This window comes from Kitasatospora sp. NPDC086801 (assembly GCF_044745805.1).
Taxonomy (GTDB): Bacteria; Actinomycetota; Actinomycetes; order Streptomycetales; family Streptomycetaceae; genus Kitasatospora.
Window position 1 is genome coordinate 60,047 of record NZ_JBIVAX010000007.1, and the last position, 22,579, is coordinate 82,625.

22 protein-coding genes are annotated in these 22,579 nt (G+C 73.1%); 9 read left to right on the forward strand and 13 right to left on the reverse strand.

The genetic code is table 11. From position 1 onward, the window contains the following. Positions 1-93: 93 nt before the first annotated feature. From ACIPLC_RS11330 to ACIPLC_RS11340, 3 genes are all read right to left on the reverse strand, one after another. A complete protein-coding gene (locus ACIPLC_RS11330) occupies positions 94-2,391 on the reverse strand; it encodes an ATP-binding cassette domain-containing protein (protein ID WP_400472716.1) in 2,298 nt (765 codons plus the stop codon). 188 nt (positions 2,392-2,579) lie between these two features. Further along, positions 2,580-2,921, reverse strand: a complete 342-nt coding sequence (locus ACIPLC_RS11335; protein WP_363625554.1) for a DUF5132 domain-containing protein — start codon at positions 2,919-2,921, stop codon at positions 2,580-2,582. Positions 2,922-3,230: 309 nt separating this feature from the next. Then, the gene (locus tag ACIPLC_RS11340; protein WP_400472717.1) at positions 3,231-4,931 is read right to left on the reverse strand and encodes a DUF885 domain-containing protein; all 1,701 of its coding nucleotides are present in this window, start codon (positions 4,929-4,931) and stop codon (positions 3,231-3,233) included. Positions 4,932-5,283: 352 nt separating this feature from the next. Between ACIPLC_RS11340 and ACIPLC_RS11345 the strand changes: the two genes are divergently transcribed. From ACIPLC_RS11345 to ACIPLC_RS11370, 6 genes are all read left to right on the forward strand, one after another. Then, on the forward strand, positions 5,284-6,318 hold the full coding sequence (locus ACIPLC_RS11345) for a 3-oxoacyl-ACP synthase III family protein (protein ID WP_400472718.1): 1,035 nt from the start codon (positions 5,284-5,286) through the stop codon (positions 6,316-6,318). A gap of 87 nt (positions 6,319-6,405) precedes the next feature. Next, positions 6,406-8,001, forward strand: a complete 1,596-nt coding sequence (locus tag ACIPLC_RS11350; RefSeq protein WP_400472719.1) for an ABC transporter substrate-binding protein — start codon at positions 6,406-6,408, stop codon at positions 7,999-8,001. A 12-nt stretch (positions 8,002-8,013) separates the two neighbouring features. Further along, positions 8,014-8,982 (forward strand): ABC transporter permease, encoded by a 969-nt coding sequence (locus ACIPLC_RS11355; protein ID WP_400472720.1) that lies wholly within the window; start codon positions 8,014-8,016, stop codon positions 8,980-8,982. Between the two features lies 1 nt (position 8,983). Beyond that, positions 8,984-10,840, forward strand: a complete 1,857-nt coding sequence (locus tag ACIPLC_RS11360) for a dipeptide/oligopeptide/nickel ABC transporter permease/ATP-binding protein (protein ID WP_400472721.1) — start codon at positions 8,984-8,986, stop codon at positions 10,838-10,840. Continuing rightward, positions 10,837-11,613, forward strand: a complete 777-nt coding sequence (locus ACIPLC_RS11365) for an ABC transporter ATP-binding protein (RefSeq protein WP_400472722.1) — start codon at positions 10,837-10,839, stop codon at positions 11,611-11,613. The genes ACIPLC_RS11360 and ACIPLC_RS11365 overlap by 4 nt, the downstream gene beginning before the upstream one ends. Then, positions 11,613-12,917: an NAD(P)/FAD-dependent oxidoreductase gene (locus ACIPLC_RS11370; RefSeq protein WP_400472723.1), complete on the forward strand. Its 1,305-nt coding sequence runs from the start codon at positions 11,613-11,615 to the stop codon at positions 12,915-12,917. Before ACIPLC_RS11365 ends, ACIPLC_RS11370 begins: the two co-directional genes overlap by 1 nt. On the opposite strand, the gene ACIPLC_RS11375 is transcribed toward ACIPLC_RS11370, so the two are convergent. Beyond that, positions 12,907-13,989, reverse strand: a complete 1,083-nt coding sequence (locus tag ACIPLC_RS11375; protein WP_400472724.1) for an alpha/beta fold hydrolase — start codon at positions 13,987-13,989, stop codon at positions 12,907-12,909. The two genes, ACIPLC_RS11370 and ACIPLC_RS11375, sit on opposite strands and share 11 nt — an antisense overlap. Positions 13,990-14,365: 376 nt before the next feature. Here ACIPLC_RS11375 and ACIPLC_RS11380 point away from each other — a divergent pair, with 376 nt between their 5' ends. Next, a complete protein-coding gene (locus ACIPLC_RS11380) occupies positions 14,366-14,509 on the forward strand; it encodes a hypothetical protein (RefSeq protein WP_400472725.1) in 144 nt (47 codons plus the stop codon). An 85-nt stretch (positions 14,510-14,594) separates the two neighbouring features. Here the strand turns inward: ACIPLC_RS11380 and ACIPLC_RS11385 are convergent, their stop codons facing one another. The 6 genes from ACIPLC_RS11385 to ACIPLC_RS11410 all read right to left on the reverse strand — a co-directional run bounded on the left by ACIPLC_RS11385 (position 14,595) and on the right by ACIPLC_RS11410 (position 18,747). After that, the gene (locus tag ACIPLC_RS11385; RefSeq protein WP_400472726.1) at positions 14,595-15,248 is read right to left on the reverse strand and encodes a GAP family protein; all 654 of its coding nucleotides are present in this window, start codon (positions 15,246-15,248) and stop codon (positions 14,595-14,597) included. A gap of 386 nt (positions 15,249-15,634) precedes the next feature. Further along, on the reverse strand, positions 15,635-15,997 hold the full coding sequence (locus ACIPLC_RS11390) for a hypothetical protein (protein ID WP_400472727.1): 363 nt from the start codon (positions 15,995-15,997) through the stop codon (positions 15,635-15,637). Between the two features lie 268 nt (positions 15,998-16,265). Beyond that, the gene (locus ACIPLC_RS11395) at positions 16,266-16,691 is read right to left on the reverse strand and encodes a phosphotransferase (protein ID WP_400472728.1); all 426 of its coding nucleotides are present in this window, start codon (positions 16,689-16,691) and stop codon (positions 16,266-16,268) included. Beyond that, entirely contained in the window at positions 16,672-16,800 is a 129-nt protein-coding gene (locus ACIPLC_RS11400; protein ID WP_400472729.1) for a hypothetical protein, read from the reverse strand. The genes ACIPLC_RS11395 and ACIPLC_RS11400 overlap by 20 nt, the downstream gene beginning before the upstream one ends. Positions 16,801-16,837: 37 nt before the next feature. Next, entirely contained in the window at positions 16,838-17,584 is a 747-nt protein-coding gene (locus ACIPLC_RS11405) for a tRNA-dependent cyclodipeptide synthase (RefSeq protein WP_400472730.1), read from the reverse strand. An 860-nt stretch (positions 17,585-18,444) separates the two neighbouring features. Further along, positions 18,445-18,747 carry a hypothetical protein gene (locus tag ACIPLC_RS11410; protein ID WP_400472731.1) on the reverse strand — a complete coding sequence of 101 codons (303 nt, stop codon included), beginning with the start codon at positions 18,745-18,747 and terminating at the stop codon, positions 18,445-18,447. 567 nt (positions 18,748-19,314) lie between these two features. Between ACIPLC_RS11410 and ACIPLC_RS11415 the strand changes: the two genes are divergently transcribed. Then, complete coding sequence (locus ACIPLC_RS11415) at positions 19,315-20,553, forward strand: WD40 repeat domain-containing protein (protein ID WP_400472732.1); 1,239 nt, start codon at positions 19,315-19,317, stop codon at positions 20,551-20,553. A gap of 4 nt (positions 20,554-20,557) precedes the next feature. On the opposite strand, the gene ACIPLC_RS11420 is transcribed toward ACIPLC_RS11415, so the two are convergent. The 3 genes from ACIPLC_RS11420 to ACIPLC_RS11430 are packed head-to-tail and all read right to left on the reverse strand — an operon-like array spanning position 20,558 to position 21,372. Next, positions 20,558-20,833: a hypothetical protein gene (locus tag ACIPLC_RS11420; RefSeq protein WP_400472733.1), complete on the reverse strand. Its 276-nt coding sequence runs from the start codon at positions 20,831-20,833 to the stop codon at positions 20,558-20,560. Next, positions 20,830-21,087: a lasso peptide biosynthesis PqqD family chaperone gene (locus ACIPLC_RS11425; protein ID WP_400472734.1), complete on the reverse strand. Its 258-nt coding sequence runs from the start codon at positions 21,085-21,087 to the stop codon at positions 20,830-20,832. Before ACIPLC_RS11425 ends, ACIPLC_RS11420 begins: the two co-directional genes overlap by 4 nt. Further along, positions 21,088-21,372, reverse strand: a complete 285-nt coding sequence (locus ACIPLC_RS11430) for a hypothetical protein (protein WP_400472735.1) — start codon at positions 21,370-21,372, stop codon at positions 21,088-21,090. A gap of 187 nt (positions 21,373-21,559) precedes the next feature. Here ACIPLC_RS11430 and ACIPLC_RS11435 point away from each other — a divergent pair, with 187 nt between their 5' ends. Then, positions 21,560-22,399 carry an SAM-dependent methyltransferase gene (locus ACIPLC_RS11435; RefSeq protein ID WP_400472736.1) on the forward strand — a complete coding sequence of 280 codons (840 nt, stop codon included), beginning with the start codon at positions 21,560-21,562 and terminating at the stop codon, positions 22,397-22,399. Positions 22,400-22,579 lie beyond the last annotated feature (180 nt).

Consider the following 22,579-nt stretch of genomic DNA (forward strand, 5'->3'; position numbering starts at 1 on the left):
AAAGTGTGGGCAGGCGTGGTCGCAGGACGCGCCGGAGCACACCGATCGCGGTGACGTCACGCGGTGGGTGCTCGGGTGGCGCGGCTGCTGCGGTCAGGCGGCGAGTTCGCCGGCCTGGAGCTGCCAGAGGGATGCGTAGAGTCCGTGCTGGGCGAGGAGTTCGTCGTGGGTGCCCTGTTCGGCCACGACGCCGCCCTTGTCCATGACGTAGATCCGGTCGGCGTGGCGGACGGTGGAGAGCCGGTGGGCGATCACGACCATGGTCCGCTCGGCGGCGAACCTCCGGAGCGTGCGCTGGATGGCGGCCTCGGTCTCGTTGTCCACGGCGGAGGTGGCCTCGTCGAGGATCACGACCGGCGCGTCCTTGAGGATCGCCCGCGCCAGGGCGATCCGCTGCCGCTGGCCGCCCGAGAGCGCGGCGCCGCGTTCGCCGATCAGGGTGTCGTAGCCGTCCGGCAGCGTCGCGACGAAGGCGTGCGCCTCGGCCATCATGGCCGCCTCGACCACGGCCTCGTCCGAGGCGCCGAAGCTGCCGTAGCGGATGTTGTCGGCGATGCTGCCGTCGAAGAGGAACGGGTCCTGGGCGACGAACCCGACCGCGTCCCGCAGGTCCCGGCGCGGCAGGTCGCGCACGTCGCGCCCGTCGAGCAGCACGGCGCCGGACTCCGCGTCCTGGAAGCGCATCAGCAGCTTGGCGACGGTCGTCTTGCCGGAGCCGGTGGCGCCGACGAGGGCGGTGACCTGGCCTGCGGGAATGGTCAGCGAGAGGTCCTCCAGCACCGGCGGGCGGCCGGGGTAGGCGAAGGTCACGTCGTCGAGGACGATCTCGCCCCGCACCTTCCCGGTGTCGAGCGGTCCGCCGGTGCCCTCGGCCTCGACGGGCAGGGCCCGCAGGTGGTGGACCCGGTCGTAGGCGGCGAGCGTGCGCTGGTACTGGTCGACGATGCCGCCGAGTCGGTTCATCCGCAGCAGCACCATCTGGGGCAGCCCGATCAGCGGGCTGAACACCTCGAACGGCAGGCTGCCGTTGAGCACCGACCGGCCGCCGATCAGCAGGGTGCCGGCCATCGAGCTGGTCGTGCAGACCCGGACGGTCTCGGCGTGGCGGATCGTGCTCCGGTCGGTCCGCTCGTTGCTCTCCTGGGCCGCCGTGCTCAGCCGGTCGATGCGCTCGGCCTCGTAGTCCTCGGTGCAGAAGCTCTTGACGGTGGCGCCGGCCTCCAGGCTGTTGACCAGCTGGCTGTGCAGCCTGGCCCGGTCCTCACCGGAGACGGCGTAGTCGGCCGTGACCTTCTCCTGGTAACGGAGCGACAGCCAGGCGATGACCGGGATGGGCAGGAACGCGATCCAGGCGATCTGCGGTGCCAGCAGCAGGAACACCGGCACCAGGATGGCCAGGCTGGTGCCCAGCTGGAGCACGTCGTTGGCCGAGGTGGTGAAGAAGGCGCCCAGCTGGCGGACGTCGTCGGTGAGCACGCCGGCGATCCGGGTGGTCCGTTCGCCTTCCAGGTGCCGCAGTTCGAGGTGCTGGACGTGGTCGTACGTGCGGCTCCGCCAGTCGTGCTCGATGTCCTGGCCGAGTCGGCGCCACTGGAGGTTCGAGGAGTAGGAAAGGCCCGCGACGGCGGCACAAGCGACGGCCACCAGCCCTGCCAGGCCCCAGAGTTGGGCGGACGCGGTGGTCAGACCGATGCGGACCAACGGCGCGGCCTCGCCCTTGATGAGGACCAGCGCGGTCCAGCCGAGGAAGGTGGCGAGCGCCATCTCCGCGACCTGGCAGGCGACCGAGAGCGCGGAGGCGCGGAAGAGCCGGCGCCGGTGCGGTCCGACGACCTCCAGCAGGGGGTGGCGTTCGGTTCCGGTCCCGGCCGGCTCGCCGGCCGTGTCGGCCGTTCCGCGCCAGGCCTTCCGAAGGACGGCCACGGTCGCGGTCGCGACCCCGCCGAGTGCCACCAGTTGCCTGCTCAGCGCCGACCCCCGGATCAGGGCGACGCCAGCCGCCACCCCGCCGCCGACGGCGAGGACCGGTCGCACGACGAGGCCGCGGCCCGGGCGCGGGGCCGGTGCGACGGGCCGCGCGTCCGACGCCGGACTCACCGTCCCGGTCGGCCCCTGCACGACCAGGGCGACGGCCCTGCGGACGATCCGGCCGACGTCCGCGGCGCGCACCCGCGCGTCGTGCCGGACGAGCACCCCACCGGTGACCGGACTCGCCTGCGCCTCGGTGATCCCGGGGACGCGCCGCAGGGCGGCGGCGAGGATCTCGGCCGTCCGGGGCCGTCCGAGGACCGGCTTGACGTCCCAGCGCTGGCGCCCCGGGATGACCGAGCGCGGGCGCACGTCCGAATCCACGGGAAGGTTCCCGGCTGCTGCGGCCAGCAGAGATGGCATGTGTACGATCACCTGTTTGCGGAGGTCACGGATGGACCGTCATTGGGCATGACGGAGCACCGCGGCAAATGGAAAGTCTGAAGGGGAAAGCGATACGGCCGACGGGGCGGCGGTAGCTGCTCGGGCACATCTTCCGAGACCGGTCGAAACATGCGCCCGAGCGACTGATCGGTCCGCGGGGCGGAGCGTCAGGGAGTCTTGCCGGCGCCGACGGTCGCGGTCGCGCGGATCTTCGGGGCCCTCGACTCGTGCTCGACCCGGTGGACGGGCTCGGTCTTCTCCTTGTGCGGGACGGGGCCCTCGGCGGCCCGGTGGTGCTCGTCGGAGGTGATCTGCGCGGCCACCATGTCGGCGGCCACCTCGGCCGCGAGGTCGTGGATTCCCTCTCCGGCCTCATGGGCCGCCTTCTTCACCTCCATGGCGATGCCGACGGACGTCTTGACGACGCCACGGACCAGCGGCTTGAGGAGCCGCTTGGCCAGCGGCGCGACGATGAGGCCGATCAGGAAGGGCGGTACTACGGGCGGCATGATGCTCCAACCTCTCCACGCAGACGGATGACAGGGGACCCCGGGGGCACTGCGAACTCCGGAGCACACACAACAGGGCGGACGGAAGCACCCATGTCCGAAATTCTTCGTTCCCGTGCCGGATTCCCTGCTGGGCCGAAAATTCCTCTGGGGTCCACCGCCCGCTCCCTGGCCACCGTAGTCGAGCCAGGTCCACCGAGAGCAAACGTCCTTGGCGTAATTCACCCGTGCGAGTGCTTTACATCCAATCCGCTTCCACGGGTTGAAGTATGCACACTCACCAAATAAACTAATTATCCTATTTAAATATCAAGTCCCGTCCTTGACCTCGCGTTCCACCCGTCGGCGCAGCGCGGGGAACGGCAGCCCGCCACCACCCAGCACGGCCTCGTGGAAGGTCCGCACCTCGAAACCGGCCCCCTTCTCGGCCTCCGCCCGGGCCCGCAACCGAACGAACTCCAGGTAGCCCGCACGGTAGGACAGCGCCTGCCCGGGCAGGTCCGTCGAGTACCGCAGCAGGTCCGAGGCGATCTGGCCGTCCGCCTCGGTGGAGTTGGCGCGCATGAAGTCCCGGGCCTGCTCCAGGCTCATCGTCCCGAGGTTGAGCCCGGTGTCCACGACGAGGCGCTGCGCGGTGAACCGCTCCTGCGCGAGGCGCCCGTAGGCGTCCCAGGGGTCGTCGTAGAGGCCCATCTCCCAGCCGAGGCCCGCCGCGTACTCGGCCCAGCCCTCGTTGAAGGCGCCGAACTCGGCCACCTCACGGCGCAGTTGCGGCAGCACGCGGTTCTCGGCCTGCCGGGCGAGGTGGAAGTGGTGCCCGGGGGCCAGCTCGTGGTGGATCAGGGAGGCCGCGCCGATCAGCGAGCGCCCTTCCAGACCGGAACCGTTGTAGCGGTAGCGCCCGATCGGGGCGGCCGGAGTCGGCTGCTCGTAGTACCCGAAGGTCATCCCCGCCTCCAGCGCCGGATCCAGCCGCGCCAGCCCGTACGGCGCGGCCGGCAGCACCGCGAACCAGCGCGGCAGCAGCGGGGCGAGCCGGTCGAGGTAGCCGCGATAGCGGGCCTCGACCTCCTCGGGAGTCCGCGCGTAGAGCCGGGGCTCGGTGCGCAGCCGCTCGTGGAACTCCCCCTCCGGGCCGTGGAATCCGAGGGCGGCTCGGGCCTCCCGCATCCGCTCGGCGAGCTCCCGGCACTGCTCCCGGCCGAGCTCGTGGAGCCGCTCGGGCGGCGTGTCGCCGCCGCTGTGGATCCGGACGAACTCCCGGTACGCCTCCTCCCCGCCCTCGTACCGCGCCCAGCCGACGGCCTGCGGCGCCTCCCGCAGGTAGTCCGGGCCGTCGAGGACGGCGAGCAGGCCGTCGAAGACCGGGGCCAACTCCACCTCCACCAGCCGCCGCACCCCGTCCCGGAGCCGCCCCCGGACGGCCGGGCCGAGTCCGCCGAGCCGGCCGTCGTCCGGCTCCACCCGACGCGTCACGGAGCTCCGCAGGCCGACGACGGTGGTGCGTGCCCCGGCCAGGGCCGGGGCCGGCACCCGGAAACCGCGGGCGGCCTGTTCCGCCGTCTTGTCGGCGATCGAGCCGACCGCCCGGGCGAGCTGGTGCAGCAGCGACAAGTACCCCTCGGCGTCGGACGGTTCGACGAACCGGAAGGGGCGCAGGACCGCGTCGACGTACTGCGACAGCGGGAACAGCCGGTACGGCGTGGCCGCGGGCGTCAGCCAGTAGCAGCGGTGGGCGCGCACCTCCTGCTCGGCCAACCCCGCGAGGAATCCGACGGTGTCGGCATCGGTGCCGGACAGCTCCGCGCCGTCGAGCGCCCGCACCCGGGCCAGCACCTCCTCGGCGAACCGCGCCCGCTCCTCGGCCTCGGCGGGCGACGCTCCGGGGAGCGTCTCGACCGGGAGCCCCTGGCGGACTCTCAGCAGTGGATCGCGCTCCAGCAGGAACTCCCAGTAGCGGTCCGCCAGATGGCTCGTCGCCCGGCCCGGCTCGTTCGTCCTCGCGCTCATGCGGCCAGTGTGGCGGTGCCGGGCCGGCCGCCCCACCCGGTCGGCGAAACAGCGGCCGCGATATCCCCCGAACGGATGAGGCGGCGGGTCTCGCCCCCGACCCGTGCAGAAGGCGACCGCATCAACCGGAGCGCCGGGATGTCACCGTGCGCACAGACGTTCTGATGAGCCCACTTATCCCCAGCCGGCGCACCGGGAGGGTCGGGTGTGCGTGCGCCGCAGCCGGTTCCCGGGATCGCGGCGCCCCCACCCCCCGGACCGCCCGACGTAGCGTGCTCGGCGACCCCTGCACCTCCGGCCGCCGCCACACCGCCCCGGAGGCCCTGATCGCGCCCGAGCGGAGCACCGTCGCATGACCGTCACCCAGGACAAGCCCCTGCACCACCACACCGGCGCGGGGCTACCCGCCCCGTTCGCCGTCGCGGGGACCGGGGTGCACCTGCCCCCGACCGTCGTCACCAACGAGCAGCTGACCTGCTCCCTCGACACCAGCGACGCATGGATCACCAGCCGCACCGGCATCCGTGAACGCCGCCGCCTGGCCCCGGACCTGGCCACCTCCGACATGTGCGTCGACGCCGCGCACCAGGCCCTGGACGCGGCGGGCACCGCCCCCGCCCAGCTGGACGCGGTGATCGTCGCCACCTACACCTGGGACCAGCCCCTGCCCTCCACCGCGCTGATCGTCAAGGACGCCCTGGGCGCCCACCGAGCCCTGTCCCTGGACGTCACCCAGGCGGCCTGCGCCTCCGGCGTCCAGGCCGTGCTGATCGCCGCCCACCTCCTCCAGAACCCTTCCATCACCACCATCCTGGTCCTCGCCGCCGACTGCGCCTCCAGGATCACCGACCCCACGGACCGCACCACCGGCGTCTTCTTCGGCGACGCCGCGGCCGCCGTCGTGCTCACCCGCTCCGAGACCGCCGGCGCGGGCCTGCTCTCCTACGACCTGGGCTCCCAGCTCTCCTACGACGTCCAGGTCCCGGCCGGCGGCTCCCGGCTGCCCACCAGCGCGGCCACCCTGGCCGCCGGCGCCCACTACCTGCGCATGGACGGCCGCTCCGTCTGGAACACCGCCACCACCCGCCTGCCCGAGAGCATCACCAGCGCCGCCCGGCAGGCCGGCGTGCCGCTCGACGAGATCCGGCACTTCTTCCTGCACCAGGCCAACCTGAACCTCCTCGCCGAAACCGTGAAGGCCATGGGCGTCCCTCGGGAGCGCGTCCCCGTCACCGTCGACCGGCTCGGCAACACCGGATCGGCCGGCCTGTTCACCGCGCTCCACTCCACCGTCACCGCGGGCGGCCTGCGACCGGGCGACACCTACGTCCTGTCCGGGATCGGCGCGGGCTTCCAGTGGGGCACCCTCTGCCTCCGGCACGCCTGACCCCGACCACCGCGTCACATTCGAACACTCTTACTGCGCAAGCGAGTTGACTCGCCAGTGGCAGAACTCGGTGGCACCATGACGCCCATGCCCCGTCGTACTCCGCCGCCCGTCCGGACGGCCGCCGCCACCGTCCTGGCCGCCGCGGTGACCCTCGCGATGACCGGCTGCGGGGGCGCGGCCCGTCCCTCGACGAGCACCCCGCTCGTCGAACACGGGACCGTCCGGATCGCCGCGTCCAGCGAGACGCCGAGCTTCGACCCGTACTCGACCTTCGGCGCCGCCCAGGCCCGCTACGCCTACGACTCGCTGGTCTCCCTCGCCCCCGACGGCGCCGTGGTCCCCGGCCTGGCCACGTCCTGGCGGGCCTCCACCACCACGGCCACCTTCACCCTCCGCCCGGGGATCACCTGCTCCGACGGCACTCCCCTCACCGCCTCCGCGGTGGCCCGGGCACTGACGTACGCGGGGGACCCGGCCAACCAGCTCGCCGGCGCCCAGACCGTCCTGCCCGACGTCCCCTTCACCGCGACCGCCGACGACCCGGCCGGCACGGTGTCGGTCGGCACCGCCACCCCCTTCCCGTTCCTCACCCGCACCGTCGGCCTGCTGCCGATCGTCTGCCCCGCCGGGCTCGACCACCCCCGGTCGCTCGACCGCGCCACCCAGGGCACCGGCCCGTACGTCCTGAGCCGCTACTCCCCCGGCGGGCCGTACGAGTTCACCGTCCGCGAGGGCTACACCTGGGGCCCGGCCGGCGCGACCACCGCGGCGCCCGGCCTCCCGGCCCGCATCGTCATCTCGGTGGTGCCCCAGGCCTCCACCACCGCCAACCTGCTGCTCACCGGGGGCGTCGACATCGCGGGCGTGGACGGGCCGGACCGCGCCCGGCTCACCGGCCACGGCCTGTCCGCCACCGACGTGCCGACCGTCGTCGGGATGACCTTCTTCAACCAGCGCCCCGGCCGCCCGCTGGCCGACCCCGCGCTGCGCCGGGCCCTGGTGTCCGCGCTCGACCGCCAGGGCCTCGCCAACGTCGCCGTCGGCGGCACCGGCCGGCCCGCCACCGACTTCGGCGCCGAGGGCGCCGTCTGCCACGCCGACCTCGCCGCCGCCAACCTGCCCACCCAGGAGGCCGTCGAAGCGCTCCGGGCCGCCGGCTGGACCCGCGGCCCGGACGGCCGGTTGGCCAAGGACGGCCGACCGCTGCGGCTGCGCCTGATCACCAGCCCGGACCTCGGACCGACCCTGCCGCCCGCCGCCGAGCTGATGGCCCGGACCTGGACGGCACTCGGCGCCGACGTCAAGCTGGTCACCGAGAGCCTGCCCGCGCTCGTCAACGCCATGTACCAGACCGGCGACTTCGACATCGTGGTCGGCACCTCACCGGGCTTCGCCCTGCCGGTCGGCTTCATCCCGTTCTTCTCCGGCCCCACCCCTGCCCAGGGCCTCAACTTCGCGGGCGTCACCAACCCCGAGTACGACACCCTGGTCGCCCAGGCCCTCCGTGAGCAGGACACCGAAGGCTGCGGCGCCTGGAACCGGGCCGCCGCCGCGCTGTTCCGCGCGGCGGACGCCCTGCCGATCGCGGACGGCCGGAGCACCGTGTACGGCCGGAGCACCACCTTCGCCACCACCTTCGGCGGCCAACTCGTCCCCACCAGCATCCGCCTCCACCAGTGATCGGTGGCCTCCGTGTCCTTGCCCCACCTGCTGCGGCACCCCTGGGCGGCCTTCCTCGGCCGCCGCACCGCCCGGCTGCTCCTCTCCCTCGGGGTCGTGCTCACCGCGTCGTTCGCGATGATCCGCCTCGTCCCCGGCGACCCGGTCCGCGCCGCCCTCGGAGTCGACGCCGCCCCCGCCCTGGTCGCCGCACGCCGACACCGACTCGGGCTCGACGCGCCGTTCCCGGCCCAGTTCCGGCACTACCTGGGCAGCCTCGTGCACGGCGATCTCGGCACCTCGCTGGTCACCGGGACACCGGTCGCGGAGCTGGTCCGCACCCGGCTGCCGGCCACCCTGGAGATCGCCGGTCTGGCCTTCCTCGTCACCCTCGCTGTCGCCCTGCCCGGCGGACTGCTCGCCGCCGTCCGCACCCGCGACGGCCGCCACCCCCGCAGCGAACTGGCGTTCACGGCGGTGACCGCCGGGCTAGCCGGAGTGCCGGACTTCGTCCTGGCCGCCGGACTCACCGCGCTCCTGGGCGTCGGCCTCCAACTGCTCCCGGTGGCCGGCACGGCGGGCGCCGAGTCCTTCGTGCTGCCGGTCCTCGCGCTCTCCCTCGCACCCACGGCCGTCCTGGCGCGCATCGTCCGGGTGGAGGCGCTGAAGGTGCTGGACGAGGACTACCTGCGCACGGCCCGGAGCAAACGGCTGTCCCCCGCCCGCCGCTACCTGCGGCACGCGGCGCCGAACATGGCGACCGCCGCGCTCACCGTCGCCGGGAGCCTGCTGCCCGCCATGATCGCCGGCACGGTGCTGGTCGAGAAGGTGTTCGCCTGGCCCGGCATCGGCTCGGCGATGGCCCAGTCCGTGGTCTCCCAGGACTACCCGGTGGTCCAGGCGATGGTACTGATCCTGGGCTCCGCCGTGCTGCTCTCCGGCCTCCTGGTCGATGTGCTGCTGGCGGTGCTGGACCCTCGTTCGACGATCCGGGAGAGCTGAGATGCCCCTTCCCACCCGGTACCTCCGCTCACCGATGGCCTGGATCCCGGCGATCATGCTGACCTCGCTGGTCGTGCTCGCACTGGTCGGCCCGCTCCTCTGGGGAGCGGCGGCCGAGCTCCCCGATCCGTCCGCGGTGCTGCAAAGCCCGTCCGCGGCACACCCCTTCGGCACCGACAACCTCGGACGGGACGTGCTCGCCCGCGTCCTGACGGCCACCCGGCCCTCCCTGCTGCTCGCGCTGGCAGCGGTCCTGCTCGGCGCGACCACGGGCGTCCTCCTCGGAGCGGCCACCGCCGTGGTCGGCCGCCGTGCCCGCCGACTGCTCGCCGCGCTGATCAATCTGCTGCTCGCCTTCCCCGCGCTGCTGGTCGCGATGTTCCTCGCGGTCGTGTTCGGCGCGGGCGCCGGCGGGGCGACGCTCGCCCTCGCCGTCGCGGCGGTGCCCGGCTTCGCCCGACTCGCCCAGACCCTCGCCGCCGCCGTCGCGGGCACCGACCACCTGGCCGCGGCCCGGGTCCTCGGCCTGCGCCGGCACCGGCTGCTGTGGCGCCACATCCTGCCCAACATCGCCGAGCCGCTGCTGCTGAGCACCACCACGGCCGCGGGCACCGGCCTCGTCGCGCTCGCCGGGCTGAGCTTCCTCGGCCTGGGCGTCCAACCGCCCGGCTACGACTGGGGTCAGCTGCTCAACCAGGGACTCGACCGCATCTACGCCGACCCCCTGCCCGCACTCGCCCCCGGCCTGGCCGTCCTCTACGCGGCGGTGGCCTTCCAACTACTCGGCGAGGCCCTGGCCGGAGGCGTCGCCCGGCGCAGCCCCGCACCCCCGACGCCCGCGCCACCGCCCGCCCCGAGCGGGCCCGCCGAGGACGGTCTGGTGCTCCAGGTCGAGGACCTCACCGTCGAACTCCCCACCCCGGAGGGGGTGATCCGGCCGGTGCGCGGCGTGAGCCTGTCCCTGCGCGCCGGCGAGATCGTCGGGCTCGTCGGCGAGTCCGGCTCCGGCAAGTCGCTCACCGCACTCGCCGTCGCCGACCTGCTCCCGGACCGGGCCCGGGTCTCCCGGCGGACCCTGCGCCTGCTCGGCACCGACCTCGCCGCCCTGACGCCGAAGGAGCGCGAGCACCACCTCGCGACCGGCCTGGCGGTGATCTTCCAGAACCCGGCCTCGGCGCTCAACCCCTCGCTGCGCATCGCCACCCAGCTCACCGAGACCCTGCGGGCGCACCGCGGCGCCAGCCGTGCCCAGGCGTCGGCGGAGGCCTCCGCCGCCCTGGAACGGGTGGCCCTGCCCCGGGCCGTGCTGCGGGCACGCCCCCACCAGCTCTCCGGCGGCCAGCGCCAGCGGGTGCTGATCGCCGCCGGGCTGATGGTGCGGCCGGGGCTGATCATCGCCGACGAGCCGACCACCGCGCTGGACGTCACGGTGCAGCGGCAGATCACCCGGCTGCTCTCCGACATCCGACGGGACACCTCCGCCGCCGTCCTGTTCATCAGCCACGACGTCGCGCTGGTGGGCGAGTTCTGCGACCGCGTCCTGGTGATGTACGCGGGGACCATCGTCGAGTCCCTGCCCGCCGACCGGCTCGCGTGCGGCGCCCGGCACCCCTACACCCGGGCCCTGGTCGCGTCGGTGCCGGACCTCGCGGCGGACCGCGACCGGCCGCTGCCCACGGTGGAGGGCACACCGCCCGACCCGCTGGCGCCCGCCCCGGGCTGCCCGTTCGAGCCCCGCTGCCCGCGTCGCCGGGGCAACTGCGCCGAGCAGGCCCCACCGCTGGAGGACCTCGACGCGGTCCACCAGGTGGCCTGCTGGTACCCGGTGCCGGTGACGGCGGAGGTGGTCACGTCATGACCGTCCTTCAGCTCTCCGACCTCACCGTCCGCCACCACGGCCCGCGCGGCCCGGTCGCCGCCGTCGACGGGGTCTCGCTGGAGATCCCGGCCGGTACGACACTCGGGCTCGTGGGCGAGTCCGGCTCCGGGAAGTCGAGCCTGGCCCGCGCGATCGTCGGCCTCACGCCCGTGCACGGGGGCCGGGTGCTGCTCGACGGCCGGGAGGTCCGGGTCCGTACGATCGGCGACCGGCGTCGGCTCGGCCGCCTGGTCCAGATCGTGCTCCAGGACCCGGACACCGCGCTGGATCCCCGGATGACCGTCCGCGGGACACTCCTCGAAGCGGCCACCGCGTTCCACCGGCTCGACCGACGGGCCCGGGCCGAGCGCGTCCCCGCCCTGCTCGAACTCGTCGGCCTGGATCCCCGGTTCGCGGACCGTCTGCCCCGGCAGCTGTCCGGCGGCCAACGCCAGCGAACCGCCATCGCACGTGCCCTGGCGGTCGAGCCCGACCTGCTGATCGCCGACGAGATCACCTCGGCACTCGACGTCTCGGTGCAGGCCTCCGTCCTCAACACGATCCGCGACCTCCAGCGGCGGCTCGGCCTGTCGATGCTGTTCATCGGCCACAACCTGCCCGCGGTCTGCCACGTCTCCGACACGGTGGCGGTCATGCGGCACGGCCGGATCGTCGAGACCGCCCCCACCGGGGTCCTGTTGCGGGCCCCGCAGCACCCGTACACTCGGACGCTGCTCGACTCCGTCCCCCGCCTACCCTCTCGAAGGTCCTGATGACCAGTCGCCAACCGGACGTCGTGGTGGTCGGAGCCGGAGTGATCGGTGCCGCCGTCGCGCTCGAACTCGCCCGCACCGGGCGGCAGGTGGCCGTCGTGGACAAGGCGGGCGCTGCCGGCCACGGCTCCACCAGCGCCTCCAGCGCGATCATCCGGTTCAACTACTCCACCTTCGCCGGCGTGGCCACGGCCTGGGAGGCCCGGCACCTCTGGACGTCCTGGCCCGACCACCTGCGGCTCACCGGCCACCGCCCGCTCGCGGCCTTCCACCGCACCGGCGCCGTACTGCTCGACTCCCCCGCCGTCGCACCGTCCGAGGCAGCCGCCCTGTTCGACCGTGCCGGCGTCCCGTACGAGCGGTGGGACGCCCCGACGCTGCGCGCGCGCCTTCCCGGGATCGACCCAGGGCGGTACTGGCCGCCGAAGCCGGTGGACGCCGACGCCTTCTTCGACGACCCGTCCGGCGAGCTCGGAGCCCTGTACACCCCGGACGCCGGGTACGTCGACGACCCGCAGCTCGCCGCCCAGAACCTCGCCGACGCGGCGGCCGAACTGGGCGCGCGCTTCCTGTTCCACCACACCGTCGTGGCCGTCGACCGGCACGCGGACCGGGTGGCGGGCATCCGGCTGGCCGACGGAACGCGGATCGCCGCGCCGGTCGTGGTCAACGCCGCCGGCCCGTGGTCCGGAGGCCTCAACCGGCTGGCCGGCGTCGGCGACGACTTCACGATCGGCGTCCGCCCGCTGCGCGAGGAGGTCCACCAGGTCCCCGCGCCGAGCAGCCGCCCCACCGGCCCCTTCCCCCTCGTCGCCGACCTCGACCTCGGCACCTACCTGCGGGCGGCTCCCGGCGGCCACCTCCTGGTCGGCGGCACCGAGCCGGACTGCGACCCGCACGAGTGGATCGACGACCCGGACGAAGCCGACTCCCGCCCGACCGCCCGCCGCTTCCGGGCCCAGGTGACCAGGGCGGCCCGCCGTTTCCCGGACCTCGGCGTCCCCAACCGGCCCGTCGGGATCGCGGGCGTGTACGACGTCGCCGACGACTGGACCCCGATCTACGACCGCTCCGCGCTGGACGGCTACTACGTCGCCATGGGGACGAGCGGCAACCAGTTCAAGAACGCCCCGCTGGTGGGCCGCTTCCTCGCCACCCTGATCGACCGGATCGAGGCCGGCCACGACCACGACCGCTCACCCCTCCGTCACCGCTGCGAGCACACCGGCAACGTCGTGGACCTGGGCGCCTTCTCCCGCCGGCGCCCCACCCGGGCGGACTCCGCGCGGACGGTCATGGGTTGAGCGCCCGCAGCTCCCGCACCAGGTCCGCGACCACCCCCGCCACGAACCCGGGCGCCTCGCGCGGGAAGTCGTGGCCGGTGCCGTCCGGTGTGTGCACCAGCCGGGAGGCCGTCGACGCCGCCAGGTACCGGACCCTGCTCCGGAGGTAGAAGCGGCTCATCCGCTCGGCCTCGGCCGCGTCCCGGGCCCCGGCCAGCACCGCCTCACCGCCCGTGAGGTCCCGGGGTATCACCAGGACCACCAGCAGGTCGCCGAGGTCCCCGTCGTACACCACGGTCTGCCAGCCCACCCGGGCCAGGCCGGCCGGTGAGAGCTCCGCGAAGACCGACGCGGCGGCGCAGCCTTGGCCGGTGCGGCCACCGGGGCCGCGATGGGCGCCGAACAGCTGCCGCACCGCGGCCGAGACGGCCTCGCGACGCATGCGCGCGAGCTGCCGGTTGGGCGGCGCGAAGGCGATGACCTCCAGGGGTGTCGGGTCCAGCAGCACGAGCCCGGCCACCAGGTCCGGCCGCCGTCTGGCCGCGTTCGCGACCAGCAGCCCGCCGAAGGAGTGGCCGACGAACACGTACGGACCCCGCTCCCCCGCCCGCTCCAGTGCTGCCAGCAGTTCCTCCGCCTCGGCGGCCGTCGTCCGGGGGAACGGTCCGACCTCGCTCCAGCCCGTGCCGAACCGGTCGACCAGCACCGAGCGGGTCGAGGCCGCCAGCATGGCGTGCAGCTGCCCGAACTCCGCTCCCGGCGTGTGTCCACCCGGCATCCAGACCACCGTCGGCCCGTCACCGGCCTCCCCCTCGGCGAGGACGTGCATCCGGTGGCCGCGCACGTCGACCAGCCGCCCGGGCGGCGGATGCGCCCCCGCCTCGCGGGCCACCAGCACCAGGTGCCGAACGGCCCCGGCCGCCAGCACGACACCGAAAGCCAGGGCCACAGCGCCGAGCGCCACCGCCCAGTCCGCGCCGAGCCGGAGGAGGACACCACCCGCCACTGCCACCACCAGCGCGGCCGGCACTCCCGTCCAGTCCCGGCTCAGCAGCGCGAGCAGGAAGTTCGCCACCCGTCCGTCCCGGTGCATCGGCCCTCCGTGACAGCAGCATCCGACAACCGACCCCTGTCCGTCTTCTTCCCCCTCTGCCCGTAGCCTCACCCGGCGACCGCCCGAGCGCACCCCGCTTCGGAAGGTCACCGGCACTGCTCCATTCGGGGTGCCGTCTGGTAGTGGCCCCTCGACCGGTCGAGGATGACGGCATGGATGTCGACAACTCCGGTGCCGGATTGCTGGTGACCAACGTCCGTGTCTTCGACGGAATCGGCGCGGAGGCGGTGGCGGCGTCGTCCACCAGAACCAGCTCGACTGACCGGCCCACCCGGACACGGGCTCCGTCACGTGGGGGGTAGGGGCGCCGACCGCCAGGTGGGCCTTCGTGGTCAGTCCGCCGCGGGAGCGTTCGATGGCCTGTTCGTGCGGCTCGCCGGCCGGGGCCCGGACGGGCCGGCCGCGTGCCGGCGTCGTCTACGTCTCCGGCGGCGGGAACTACCAGCCCGCGCCCGGGCTGCCGTACTGCTGGCCCGGCGGGGTCTCGCCCCAGCAGTGACCGCAGGCGGTCCGGGCCCGGCACGGGGGCGGGCCCGGACCGCCCTGGGCGTGAGGGGCCGCCGTGGCGGCCGCCCTCACGCCGGTCACGGTCCGGCGGCGCCCTCGATGACGAGGAGCACGCCGATCACGGCCAGGACCAGAGCGGTGACGGTGCTGTTGTGGGTCTCCAACCAGGTCCTGGCCCTGCCCAGCGGAGTGAGGACGCGCTCTCCCCCCGCGAGGTGGAGCAGCAGGGGAAGCGCGACGGTGGAAACGGCGATCGCGGTGAACACCGCCACGGCGGTGGCGGTACGAGGCGGACCCAGTTCGGCGGAGCCGATGGTCAGCCCTGCCGCCGCGGACAGCAGGATGTTCTTCGGGTTGGCCGCCGACAGCAGGAGTCCCAGCCGCAGGGCCTTGGCCGGCGTGGCATCCGTGAGGCTCCGCATCCAGGCCGGGGTCCCCTTCTCGGCGCCGGAGCGCCACTGCCGCGCGGCGAGCAGGAGGAGGACCACACCGAGGACGGCTTTGGTCCAGGACGCCCAGGTGGGCGTTTCCTCGTGGGTCTCGATGACGGCCGCGAGTGCCGTGGACACGGACGTCACCACGAGGATTCCGGCCACCCACCCGGTCAGGAGGGCTCCGGCCGTCGCCCTGGGCCGGGGAGTGAAGAGCAGGAAGAGCGCCGGGACGATCGGCAACGGCGACAGGGCGATGCCCAGGGCGAGCGGCGTCACCTCGCCCATCACGACGTTCACGGACCACCGTCCTCCCGGCGCTTCACAGGCCCGGGAATCACGGTCCGACTCAGGCGGCCCCGGGGCGAACGAGCTTCGGCACGACCCCGTCCAGGTCCCCGATGTCGTCCCGCTCGCGCTCCATGTCTACCGCGCGGCAGCTCGATGCCCGCCGCGACAGGCCAGGATTCGGGAACAGGTGCCGGCCTCGGGCCCGGGCGGCCTGCGGGGCCGGGTGGACGGTTGCGCTCGGCCGGGCCCTGTCGGCGGGACGAGCTCCCGAGGGAAAACGGGAGCCCCGTGGTGGCTCGGGCGAACCCTGAGCCGCCACGGGGCGGGTCGTGCCGGTGGTCACCGGATCGGTGCGGTCCCCGGCCTGCGTGACCGGGGCGGCCGGAGAGTGGTGCTCAGTTGAGGACCACGACGTCGGTGCGCATCGGCAGCGGGCTGCTCCAACCGATGTTGATCTTGAACGTCACCACCCCGTTGCCGGGGGCGATGCTCGACACCTGGAAGGGCGCCGCGCCGACGAACCGGTGCCCGTTGCCGTCGATCTCGGAGGCCGTGATGACGACCGTCGAGTCGATCCCGATGACGTTCCAGTCGATCTGGAGGTTGAACGTCCCGTTCCCCGGGGTCCACGTCCACCACCCCCGCCACACGGCGCCGACGTTGCCGCCGATCGCCGCGAGGCTGTGGTCCCGCTCGGCGGCCTGCGAACTGCTCGCGATCCGCGGCACCTCGGTGGCGGAAGATTCGGTTGCGCCCATGACGGCTCCCCTCGCGCCGGGAGAGCCCCCACGGACTCCCCGAATACGTCGAGTATCCGCTAATGCACACAGCGTAACAATCACTCGTCCGAGTGAACTCCGGCGCGCCGCCGTGCCTCCAGCGGCGCGCACTCGTCCCCGGCGGCCCGGGCACCGCCCACAAGGGCACCGCCCACGACGGCACCCTGGGCGCCGACTACGGCCGAGACGCACCCGAGCCGCGGCCAGTGCGAGCTCGTCCCCGCCGGGGTCAGCCGGGACGGGGGGCTCAGTCGCCCGAACCGCCGAGGAGAACGGTGCGTTCCGACCGGAGCCAGGACCGCTCGGCCATCATCTCCGCCGCATCGCCGCGGGCGAGGAACATCGCCCACGGCTCGCGGCCGCGCCGACCGAGTCGTTCGATCCGCTCGGCCTCGCGGGACTGGACGGCATCCAGCGCATCGAGAACCGCCGCCGACCGCGCCCCGTAGGCGGCGCAAAGGGCGTCGAGGCGGCTCCGCAGCGTGTGCTCACCGGCGATCGACGCCCTCTGCTGCTGCTCGACAGGACGCAACGGAACGGCGTACCAGGCGAGTTGCGCGAGGTCGTCGAGGGCATGGCCGGGCGCCGCGAAGTCCCAGTCGATGAAGCCGGCCAGCCGGTCGCCGTTCCAGACGGAGTTCCACGGGCCGAGATCACCATGCCGAATGACCAAGCCGGGCCTCCACTCGTCCTGCTGGCCCTGCCATCGCGCGGCGGATCGTCTCGCCGATCCGCCGCACCGTGGTCACGCTGCCCTTGTCCGTGGCGCCGTCCTCGATCACCGGGTCAGCCTAGTCCTGCCACCCATGGGGGATACCGTCAGCGCCTCCTCAGGTCGAGCGAGACGGCGGTCAGCCGACGCAGTTCCTCCGGAACGCCCGGGTGCCTTCCGTCGGCGATCTCGGAAAGGGTGCTGAACGAACCGGGGTAGACCATGACAGACAGGCCTTCCTGCGCAAGGCAGGCGAATATCGCGGACTCTTCCAGAAAGTACTGTGCGGACATTTCGACCCGCCTCTCCAGGTCGGCCTCGGCAATCTGGCCGGAATACCTCCCGTGATAGCTCCGGCCGAACGCATCGACGGATTCCCGGAAGCTCCGGTCGGCCCGGTGGTAGTCGGTGAGACTTCGATGGTGCTGTGCGTAGGAATCCCACTGCTGCACTTCGGAGCAGCGCAGGAACGTGAATTCGGTCTGCTCGCGTTCGGCCGCGAACAGGGCCCGGGTGTCCGCGATGAAGCGGTCGCCCAGGGCCAGCGCCTGGGAGAGCGCCTCGTCCTCGGGCAGGCCCCGGGTGGACGCGAGGGTGATCCGGTGGATGCTGTCCCCGACCAGCACCGTGCACCGCGGGAACCGCCGGGCTATCCAGCGGAGCATGGCGGCGAGTTTACCCGGGGCGAAGTTGCCGTTCTCCAGGCTGACGCCGAGGAAGCACTGCCCCCGGTCCGCCAGCCCGGCCCGCCGGGCCGGAGGGGAGACGAAGTCAATACTCGCCTTGTAGGACGTTTTCGGCCGATTCTCGGAAATTCCCGATACGGCGACGGAAGCCTGTTCGTCAGGAGGCATGCTGAGACCTGTCTGGGCTATGGAGCGAATGAGTGATGCTCAACGTGAATCGAAGCTAGGTTTTGTGTGATCAACCGTCAAGGACTTTCAACTCGCCCACGGCACGGGGGTGTTGGGGTGTCCGCGCGGCAGAGTTCCTGGCCACGGCGGACCACCTGGCGCGGCTCTGTCCGGCCATGTCGTCGGCCCCGCGGGTGCGGAGGCGCTGCTCCGAGCCGGCCGCGATCACGCCGCACCGCGCTGGAGAGCCGAAGATCCGCCCAGGCCCACCCTGGCGACAGCGCGCCCCTGTTCATTGCCGCCTGTTCATTGCCGCCGGTTCATTGCCGCCGGTGACGGCCCTGCTGGGGTTGCCCCCACGGCCAGCAAGGCGCAGGCTGGAGGTGTCCCCTGGAACCGCGTAGGGCGAGAGCCCCTCGGAGACCAGGGAGCTCGGGAACATCACCGCCCGTCCGGAAGAGCGGCTTCGTCCCGAACGCACCCGGGTGAAGCGAACCGTCCGGTCCGACTGCGCACGGACGGCGACCCCCAGCGGGTCGCTCTCAGAACAGAATCTCGCCGCGTCGTACGCGGCGCTCCGTCCGGCCCAGTGAGCACGGACGGCACCATCGCAGCATTGCAGGCGTCAAGGACGAGAGTGTAAGTCGCAGGAGAGGCCCCCTCCTGGTAGAGGGGGCCGACGCCTGCGTCGGGCAGCCGTTCATCCCTGTTGATCCGCACGCGAGTGCTGGGGGGCGACAGCCAGGACGCAACCCATCCACCGGAACTCTCACAGGGCCCGCGGGCCTGGGATGTCGGCCGTAGGCCCCCACCGCCGGTCACCTCAAGCCGCGACGACTCCTGACCGTCTGCCCGGGTCGCTAACGGGTGCTGACGGCCGACAGGCCGAACAGGAGCGCCAGGACGAGTTGGAGGGTCGCGGATGCCGGGCGCCGCCGCCAAAGGCACAGGCCGCCGGTGACCAGTGTCGCCGCGAAGGCGATGACCAACCGATGGACAGCAATACGGTTGTCGCACGGACTCCCGCCGAGGGCCGCGCAGAGTCCATGCCCAAGCGTGGCCTGGAGGGTAGCGGCGAACAGGATGACATCCAGCACCAGCAGACATGTCACCACGGTCGGCGTGCTCGAACGATCCGACCGCTCGGGCCGTCGAAGCTTCATGCATTCCCCCCAGGAAGTGTGCAGCAGCGATGACCTCGCCGGTGTGACACCCGAAGACCGTACAAGCCTCCGGCAACCCGACGCGATCGGCCAGCACCGGCCGAAGTACTGTATCCAGCCCGCCACGATCGTTCCGCCCCCGTTACGGCGCAGGATCCGCGATTCCGTGAGCACTGCCGGCAGATCATGGGCACTGTCCGAGCAGATCCGGGTGGCCGTGAGCATTCGACGAGCCGGGTCCGGGTTGGGTGGGCGAAGCCCGGGACACCACCGGGCAGTCGGGCTCCTTCGCCGATCTGCCCGGGGTTGAGCGGGTTCCCGCTGGCACGGCCCGATCAGCCGCACCGGCAGGCGCATAGAGTGCCGGTCATGTCCGATGTGCCATGCGATGCCCCGCACGCCGAACCGTCCACAGTGGACGACCGGTTGACTGATGCCGCGTTCCTGGTGACCACGCCTCCGGAACAGGTCACGAGGTCGCTCGATCATGCGTCGAGCCCGTCCGCGCGGTTGGCCGCGGCGGTGTACCGGGCGTCGGCGCATCTTCACCGCGATGCCGGTCCGGGTGTGCGCAGACAGCTGCTGGCCCTGGACGCCGCGCGCTTCGGGGAACGCGAGCTGTCCGCGCGGATCACGGCGCTGCCGGTGGCCGGTGAGCCCGCCGCGCGCTGGAGCGTGGACTGGGCCACCGGATCCGGGGTGGACCAGCGGTTCCGGCACGCCGTGACCAGCCATGACGGTCGGGTGCTGGCGGAGGGCACAGGGGTGGTAAACGGGCGGACCGGCGCGGCCGGCTGCGGTACCGACGGAACCTTGCCGCTGTGGGATCCGGTGACCGGGCAGCAGGTCGGCGAACCGTTCGCCAGCCGTGACGACGGGTGCTGCTCGGTGGCGACGGCGGTGGTGGACGGGCGGGCCATCGCGGTCACCGGCGGCGACGACGCGATGGTGCGGGTGCGGGACCTGGCCACCGGTGAGCAGATCGGCCGGATACTCACCGGGCACCACAGCGGGGTGGGCGCCCTGGCGACGGCGACGGTGGACGGCCGCACCCACGCGGTCACCGCAGGCACCGAGGACGAGGTACTGCGGGTATGGGACCTGGCGACCGGACAGCAGGTCGGCGCTCCCCTCACCGGCCACACCGGCTGGGTGGGCGCGGTGGCGGCGACGGTGCTGAACGGCCGCCCCCACGCGGTCACCGGCGGCTGCGACGGGACGGTGCGGCTCTGGGATCTGGCGACCGGACAGCAGGTCGGCGGGCCTCTCGTCGGCCACGGGGGTGCGGTCCGCGCGGTGGCGACGACTGTGTTGGAGGGGTGTGCCGTCGCCGTCACCGGTAGCCGGGACACCACAGTGCGACTGTGGGACCTGGCGAGCGGGCAGCAGGTCGGCAAGCCTCTCACCGGGCACGCCGACGCGGTGTGGGCGGTGGCGACGACGGTGGCGGACGGGCGGGCCATCGCGGTCACCGGCGGCGACGATGAGATGGTGCGGGTCTGGGACCTGGCTGCCGGTGGGGAGGCCGGCCGGGCCCTGATCGGCCACACCGGCCGGGTCTGTGCGGTGGCGACGACGGTGGTGGACGGGCGCACGCTCGCCGTCAGTGGCAGCGAGGACCAGACGGTGCGGGTGTGGGACCTGGCCACCAGGCAGCAGGTCGGGCCGCCCCTGGTGTTCCCGTTGCCGGTGAACGCGGTCGGGGTCGGGGTCGGGGCCGGGGTCGGGGTCGGGGTCGGGGTCGCACCAGGGGGCCGGCTGGTGGTGGGCTTCGGCGCGGAGGTCACGGTGCTGTCCGGCCGCTGACCGTTCACCCGCGCCGGATTCCGCCGTCTCCACAGGAGGACGTGCTCACCGACTCGCCGACCCTACATGGCCGATCGAGCAGGGCAGCGATCACGTCGTCGACCGTTGCCTCGGCCCGGTCCGCGGGCCGAGCGCCGCGCCGCAGCCCGAGCATCACCCGGCGGATCCGGGCCGGGGGGAGCCTTTCGACCAGCCGTGCCGCGCCGATCGCCGCGAGCGCGGCCGGCCGCAGGTGCCAGGGCGGCCGGCCCACGTGGTGGGCGTGGGCATGCAGGCTCATCCGGTGACCAGCCCGGCGGTGCGGAGGCTCTCGTGCAGCCGGTCGACGTCGGACCGTGCCCGGGCCGCCGTGACGGGGAACCGGCCGCTGAGGTCGGCGGCGATCTCGTCGGCGGTCCGGCCGGCCAGCAGGGACTGCAGGATGAGCAGCCCGGTACGGTTCAGCTGGAAGTAGCGGCCGGAGCGCTCGTCCAGCACAACGGCGCCGTCGTCGGTCGGGGTGAGCGTCACATCGGGGCGCAACCGGGCCGCCATTCAAGCTCCTTGGGTGGTGGTCGGGGAGGTGGGGTGTGGGCTCGTCCCGTGGGCGCGCAGCCAGTGCTCGCAGGCGAGCGTCGCGTCCAGGGCCGCGTAGGAGGTGCCGGTCGGATACAGCCCGAGGCAGGCCTGCCGGAGGGTGTCGGGATCGACCAGCCCGGCGCGGGCCAGGGCGCTGTCCTCGATGAGCGCGGCGGGTTCGGCGCGGTGGCGGGCGAGCCCCTGGTACGCGTCCGGGGTGAAGTCGCCCTTGCCGGTGCGCCGGAGGAGGTCGGCCGGCACGTCCAGTTCGACGGCCGCGGTGAGCAGCGGCTTGTACGCGAAGGGTGTCCCGCGGGTGGCGGGGTCGGCGGCCAGACGGGCGTCCAGGAACGCCCCGGTTGGCCGGTTTCCCGTCTGGCAGGGTGGCGAGGGGTCGGGTGTCCTGGTACGTGAACCATGACCGGGACGACAGGGCGAGGAGAAACCCATGCCTTACGGCAGTGCATCGAGCTCCGAGGAAGCGACTCGCAGCTACTACGGCACCGCGGACGTCGACGCGTTCTACGACGCGGTGTGGGGCGGTGAGAGCATCCACACCGGGATCTACGCCCGGGCGGACGAATCCGTCGCGGATGCCTCCCGTCGCACCATCGAGCGGGCCGCGGACAACGTGAGCGACCTTGTCCGTCCGGGCAGTTCGGTGCTGGACCTCGGTTCCGGCTACGGCGGCCCGACCCGCTACCTGGCCGAACGCTTCGGATGCCGGGTCACCGCCCTCAACCTCAGCGACACCCAGAACCAGCGCCACCGCGCCACGAACGCCGAGCGCGGCCTCGACCACCTCATCGAGGTCGTCACCGGCTCCTTCCACGACATTCCCTACCCCGACCACCGGTTCGACGTGGTCTGGTCCCAGGAAGCCTTCTGCCACAGCGGCGACCGCCCCCGCCTGCTCAGCGAAGCCGTCCGCGTCCTCAAGCCCGAAGGGGCCCTGGTCTTCACCGACGTGATGGCGGCCGAGGACACCCCCGCCGCAGCCCTGCACGCCGCCGTCTCCCGACTGGGCGTGGACGCCCTGGCCACACCGCACTTCTACCGCCGCACACTCGCCGGCCTGGGACTGTCCCCCGTCGATTTCGACGACCGCAGCGACCAACTGCTCCACCACTACGAGCGCATCACCGAGGAGACGCGCCGGCGCGAACAGGAACTGCGCCGCGTCATCAGCCCCGCCTACGTCGACGGCCTGCTGGCCAACCTGCCCCTGTGGGTGGCTGCCGCCCGCCGCGAGGAACTGCGCTGGGGCATCTTCCACTGCCGCGCCTGACGAGGGGCGGACCCTGGTGCCTGCGCACGCGGTGACGCTGGGCGTGGTCGCCCCTCACACCATCAGTCTGGCCAGGTCTGCCAACGTGGCATCCACAGGACGCCTGGCATTCGCTGCCAGCTAGGCATACGCTGCCGTGCGAGCGGGACCGGGTGCCTGCACGGCGTTCGCCTCTCAGCT

What these genes read in the sequence shown, in the direction of transcription:
- ACIPLC_RS11330 (WP_400472716.1), bottom strand. Translation starts at nt 2,391, where the DNA reads ATGCCATCTCTGCTGGCCGCAGCAGCCGGGAACCTTCCCGTGGATTCG.
- ACIPLC_RS11335 (WP_363625554.1), bottom strand. Translation starts at nt 2,921, where the DNA reads ATGCCGCCCGTAGTACCGCCCTTCCTGATCGGCCTCATCGTCGCGCCG.
- ACIPLC_RS11340 (WP_400472717.1), bottom strand. Translation starts at nt 4,931, where the DNA reads ATGAGCGCGAGGACGAACGAGCCGGGCCGGGCGACGAGCCATCTGGCG.
- ACIPLC_RS11345 (WP_400472718.1), top strand. Translation starts at nt 5,284, where the DNA reads ATGACCGTCACCCAGGACAAGCCCCTGCACCACCACACCGGCGCGGGG.
- ACIPLC_RS11350 (WP_400472719.1), top strand. Translation starts at nt 6,406, where the DNA reads ATGCCCCGTCGTACTCCGCCGCCCGTCCGGACGGCCGCCGCCACCGTC.
- ACIPLC_RS11360 (WP_400472721.1), top strand. Translation starts at nt 8,984, where the DNA reads ATGCCCCTTCCCACCCGGTACCTCCGCTCACCGATGGCCTGGATCCCG.
- ACIPLC_RS11365 (WP_400472722.1), top strand. Translation starts at nt 10,837, where the DNA reads ATGACCGTCCTTCAGCTCTCCGACCTCACCGTCCGCCACCACGGCCCG.
- ACIPLC_RS11370 (WP_400472723.1), top strand. Translation starts at nt 11,613, where the DNA reads ATGACCAGTCGCCAACCGGACGTCGTGGTGGTCGGAGCCGGAGTGATC.
- ACIPLC_RS11375 (WP_400472724.1), bottom strand. Translation starts at nt 13,989, where the DNA reads ATGCACCGGGACGGACGGGTGGCGAACTTCCTGCTCGCGCTGCTGAGC.
- ACIPLC_RS11380 (WP_400472725.1), top strand. Translation starts at nt 14,366, where the DNA reads ATGGCCTGTTCGTGCGGCTCGCCGGCCGGGGCCCGGACGGGCCGGCCG.
- ACIPLC_RS11390 (WP_400472727.1), bottom strand. Translation starts at nt 15,997, where the DNA reads ATGGGCGCAACCGAATCTTCCGCCACCGAGGTGCCGCGGATCGCGAGC.
- ACIPLC_RS11405 (WP_400472730.1), bottom strand. Translation starts at nt 17,584, where the DNA reads ATGCCTCCTGACGAACAGGCTTCCGTCGCCGTATCGGGAATTTCCGAG.
- ACIPLC_RS11410 (WP_400472731.1), bottom strand. Translation starts at nt 18,747, where the DNA reads ATGAAGCTTCGACGGCCCGAGCGGTCGGATCGTTCGAGCACGCCGACC.
- ACIPLC_RS11420 (WP_400472733.1), bottom strand. Translation starts at nt 20,833, where the DNA reads ATGAGCCTGCATGCCCACGCCCACCACGTGGGCCGGCCGCCCTGGCAC.
- ACIPLC_RS11425 (WP_400472734.1), bottom strand. Translation starts at nt 21,087, where the DNA reads ATGGCGGCCCGGTTGCGCCCCGATGTGACGCTCACCCCGACCGACGAC.
- ACIPLC_RS11435 (WP_400472736.1), top strand. Translation starts at nt 21,560, where the DNA reads ATGCCTTACGGCAGTGCATCGAGCTCCGAGGAAGCGACTCGCAGCTAC.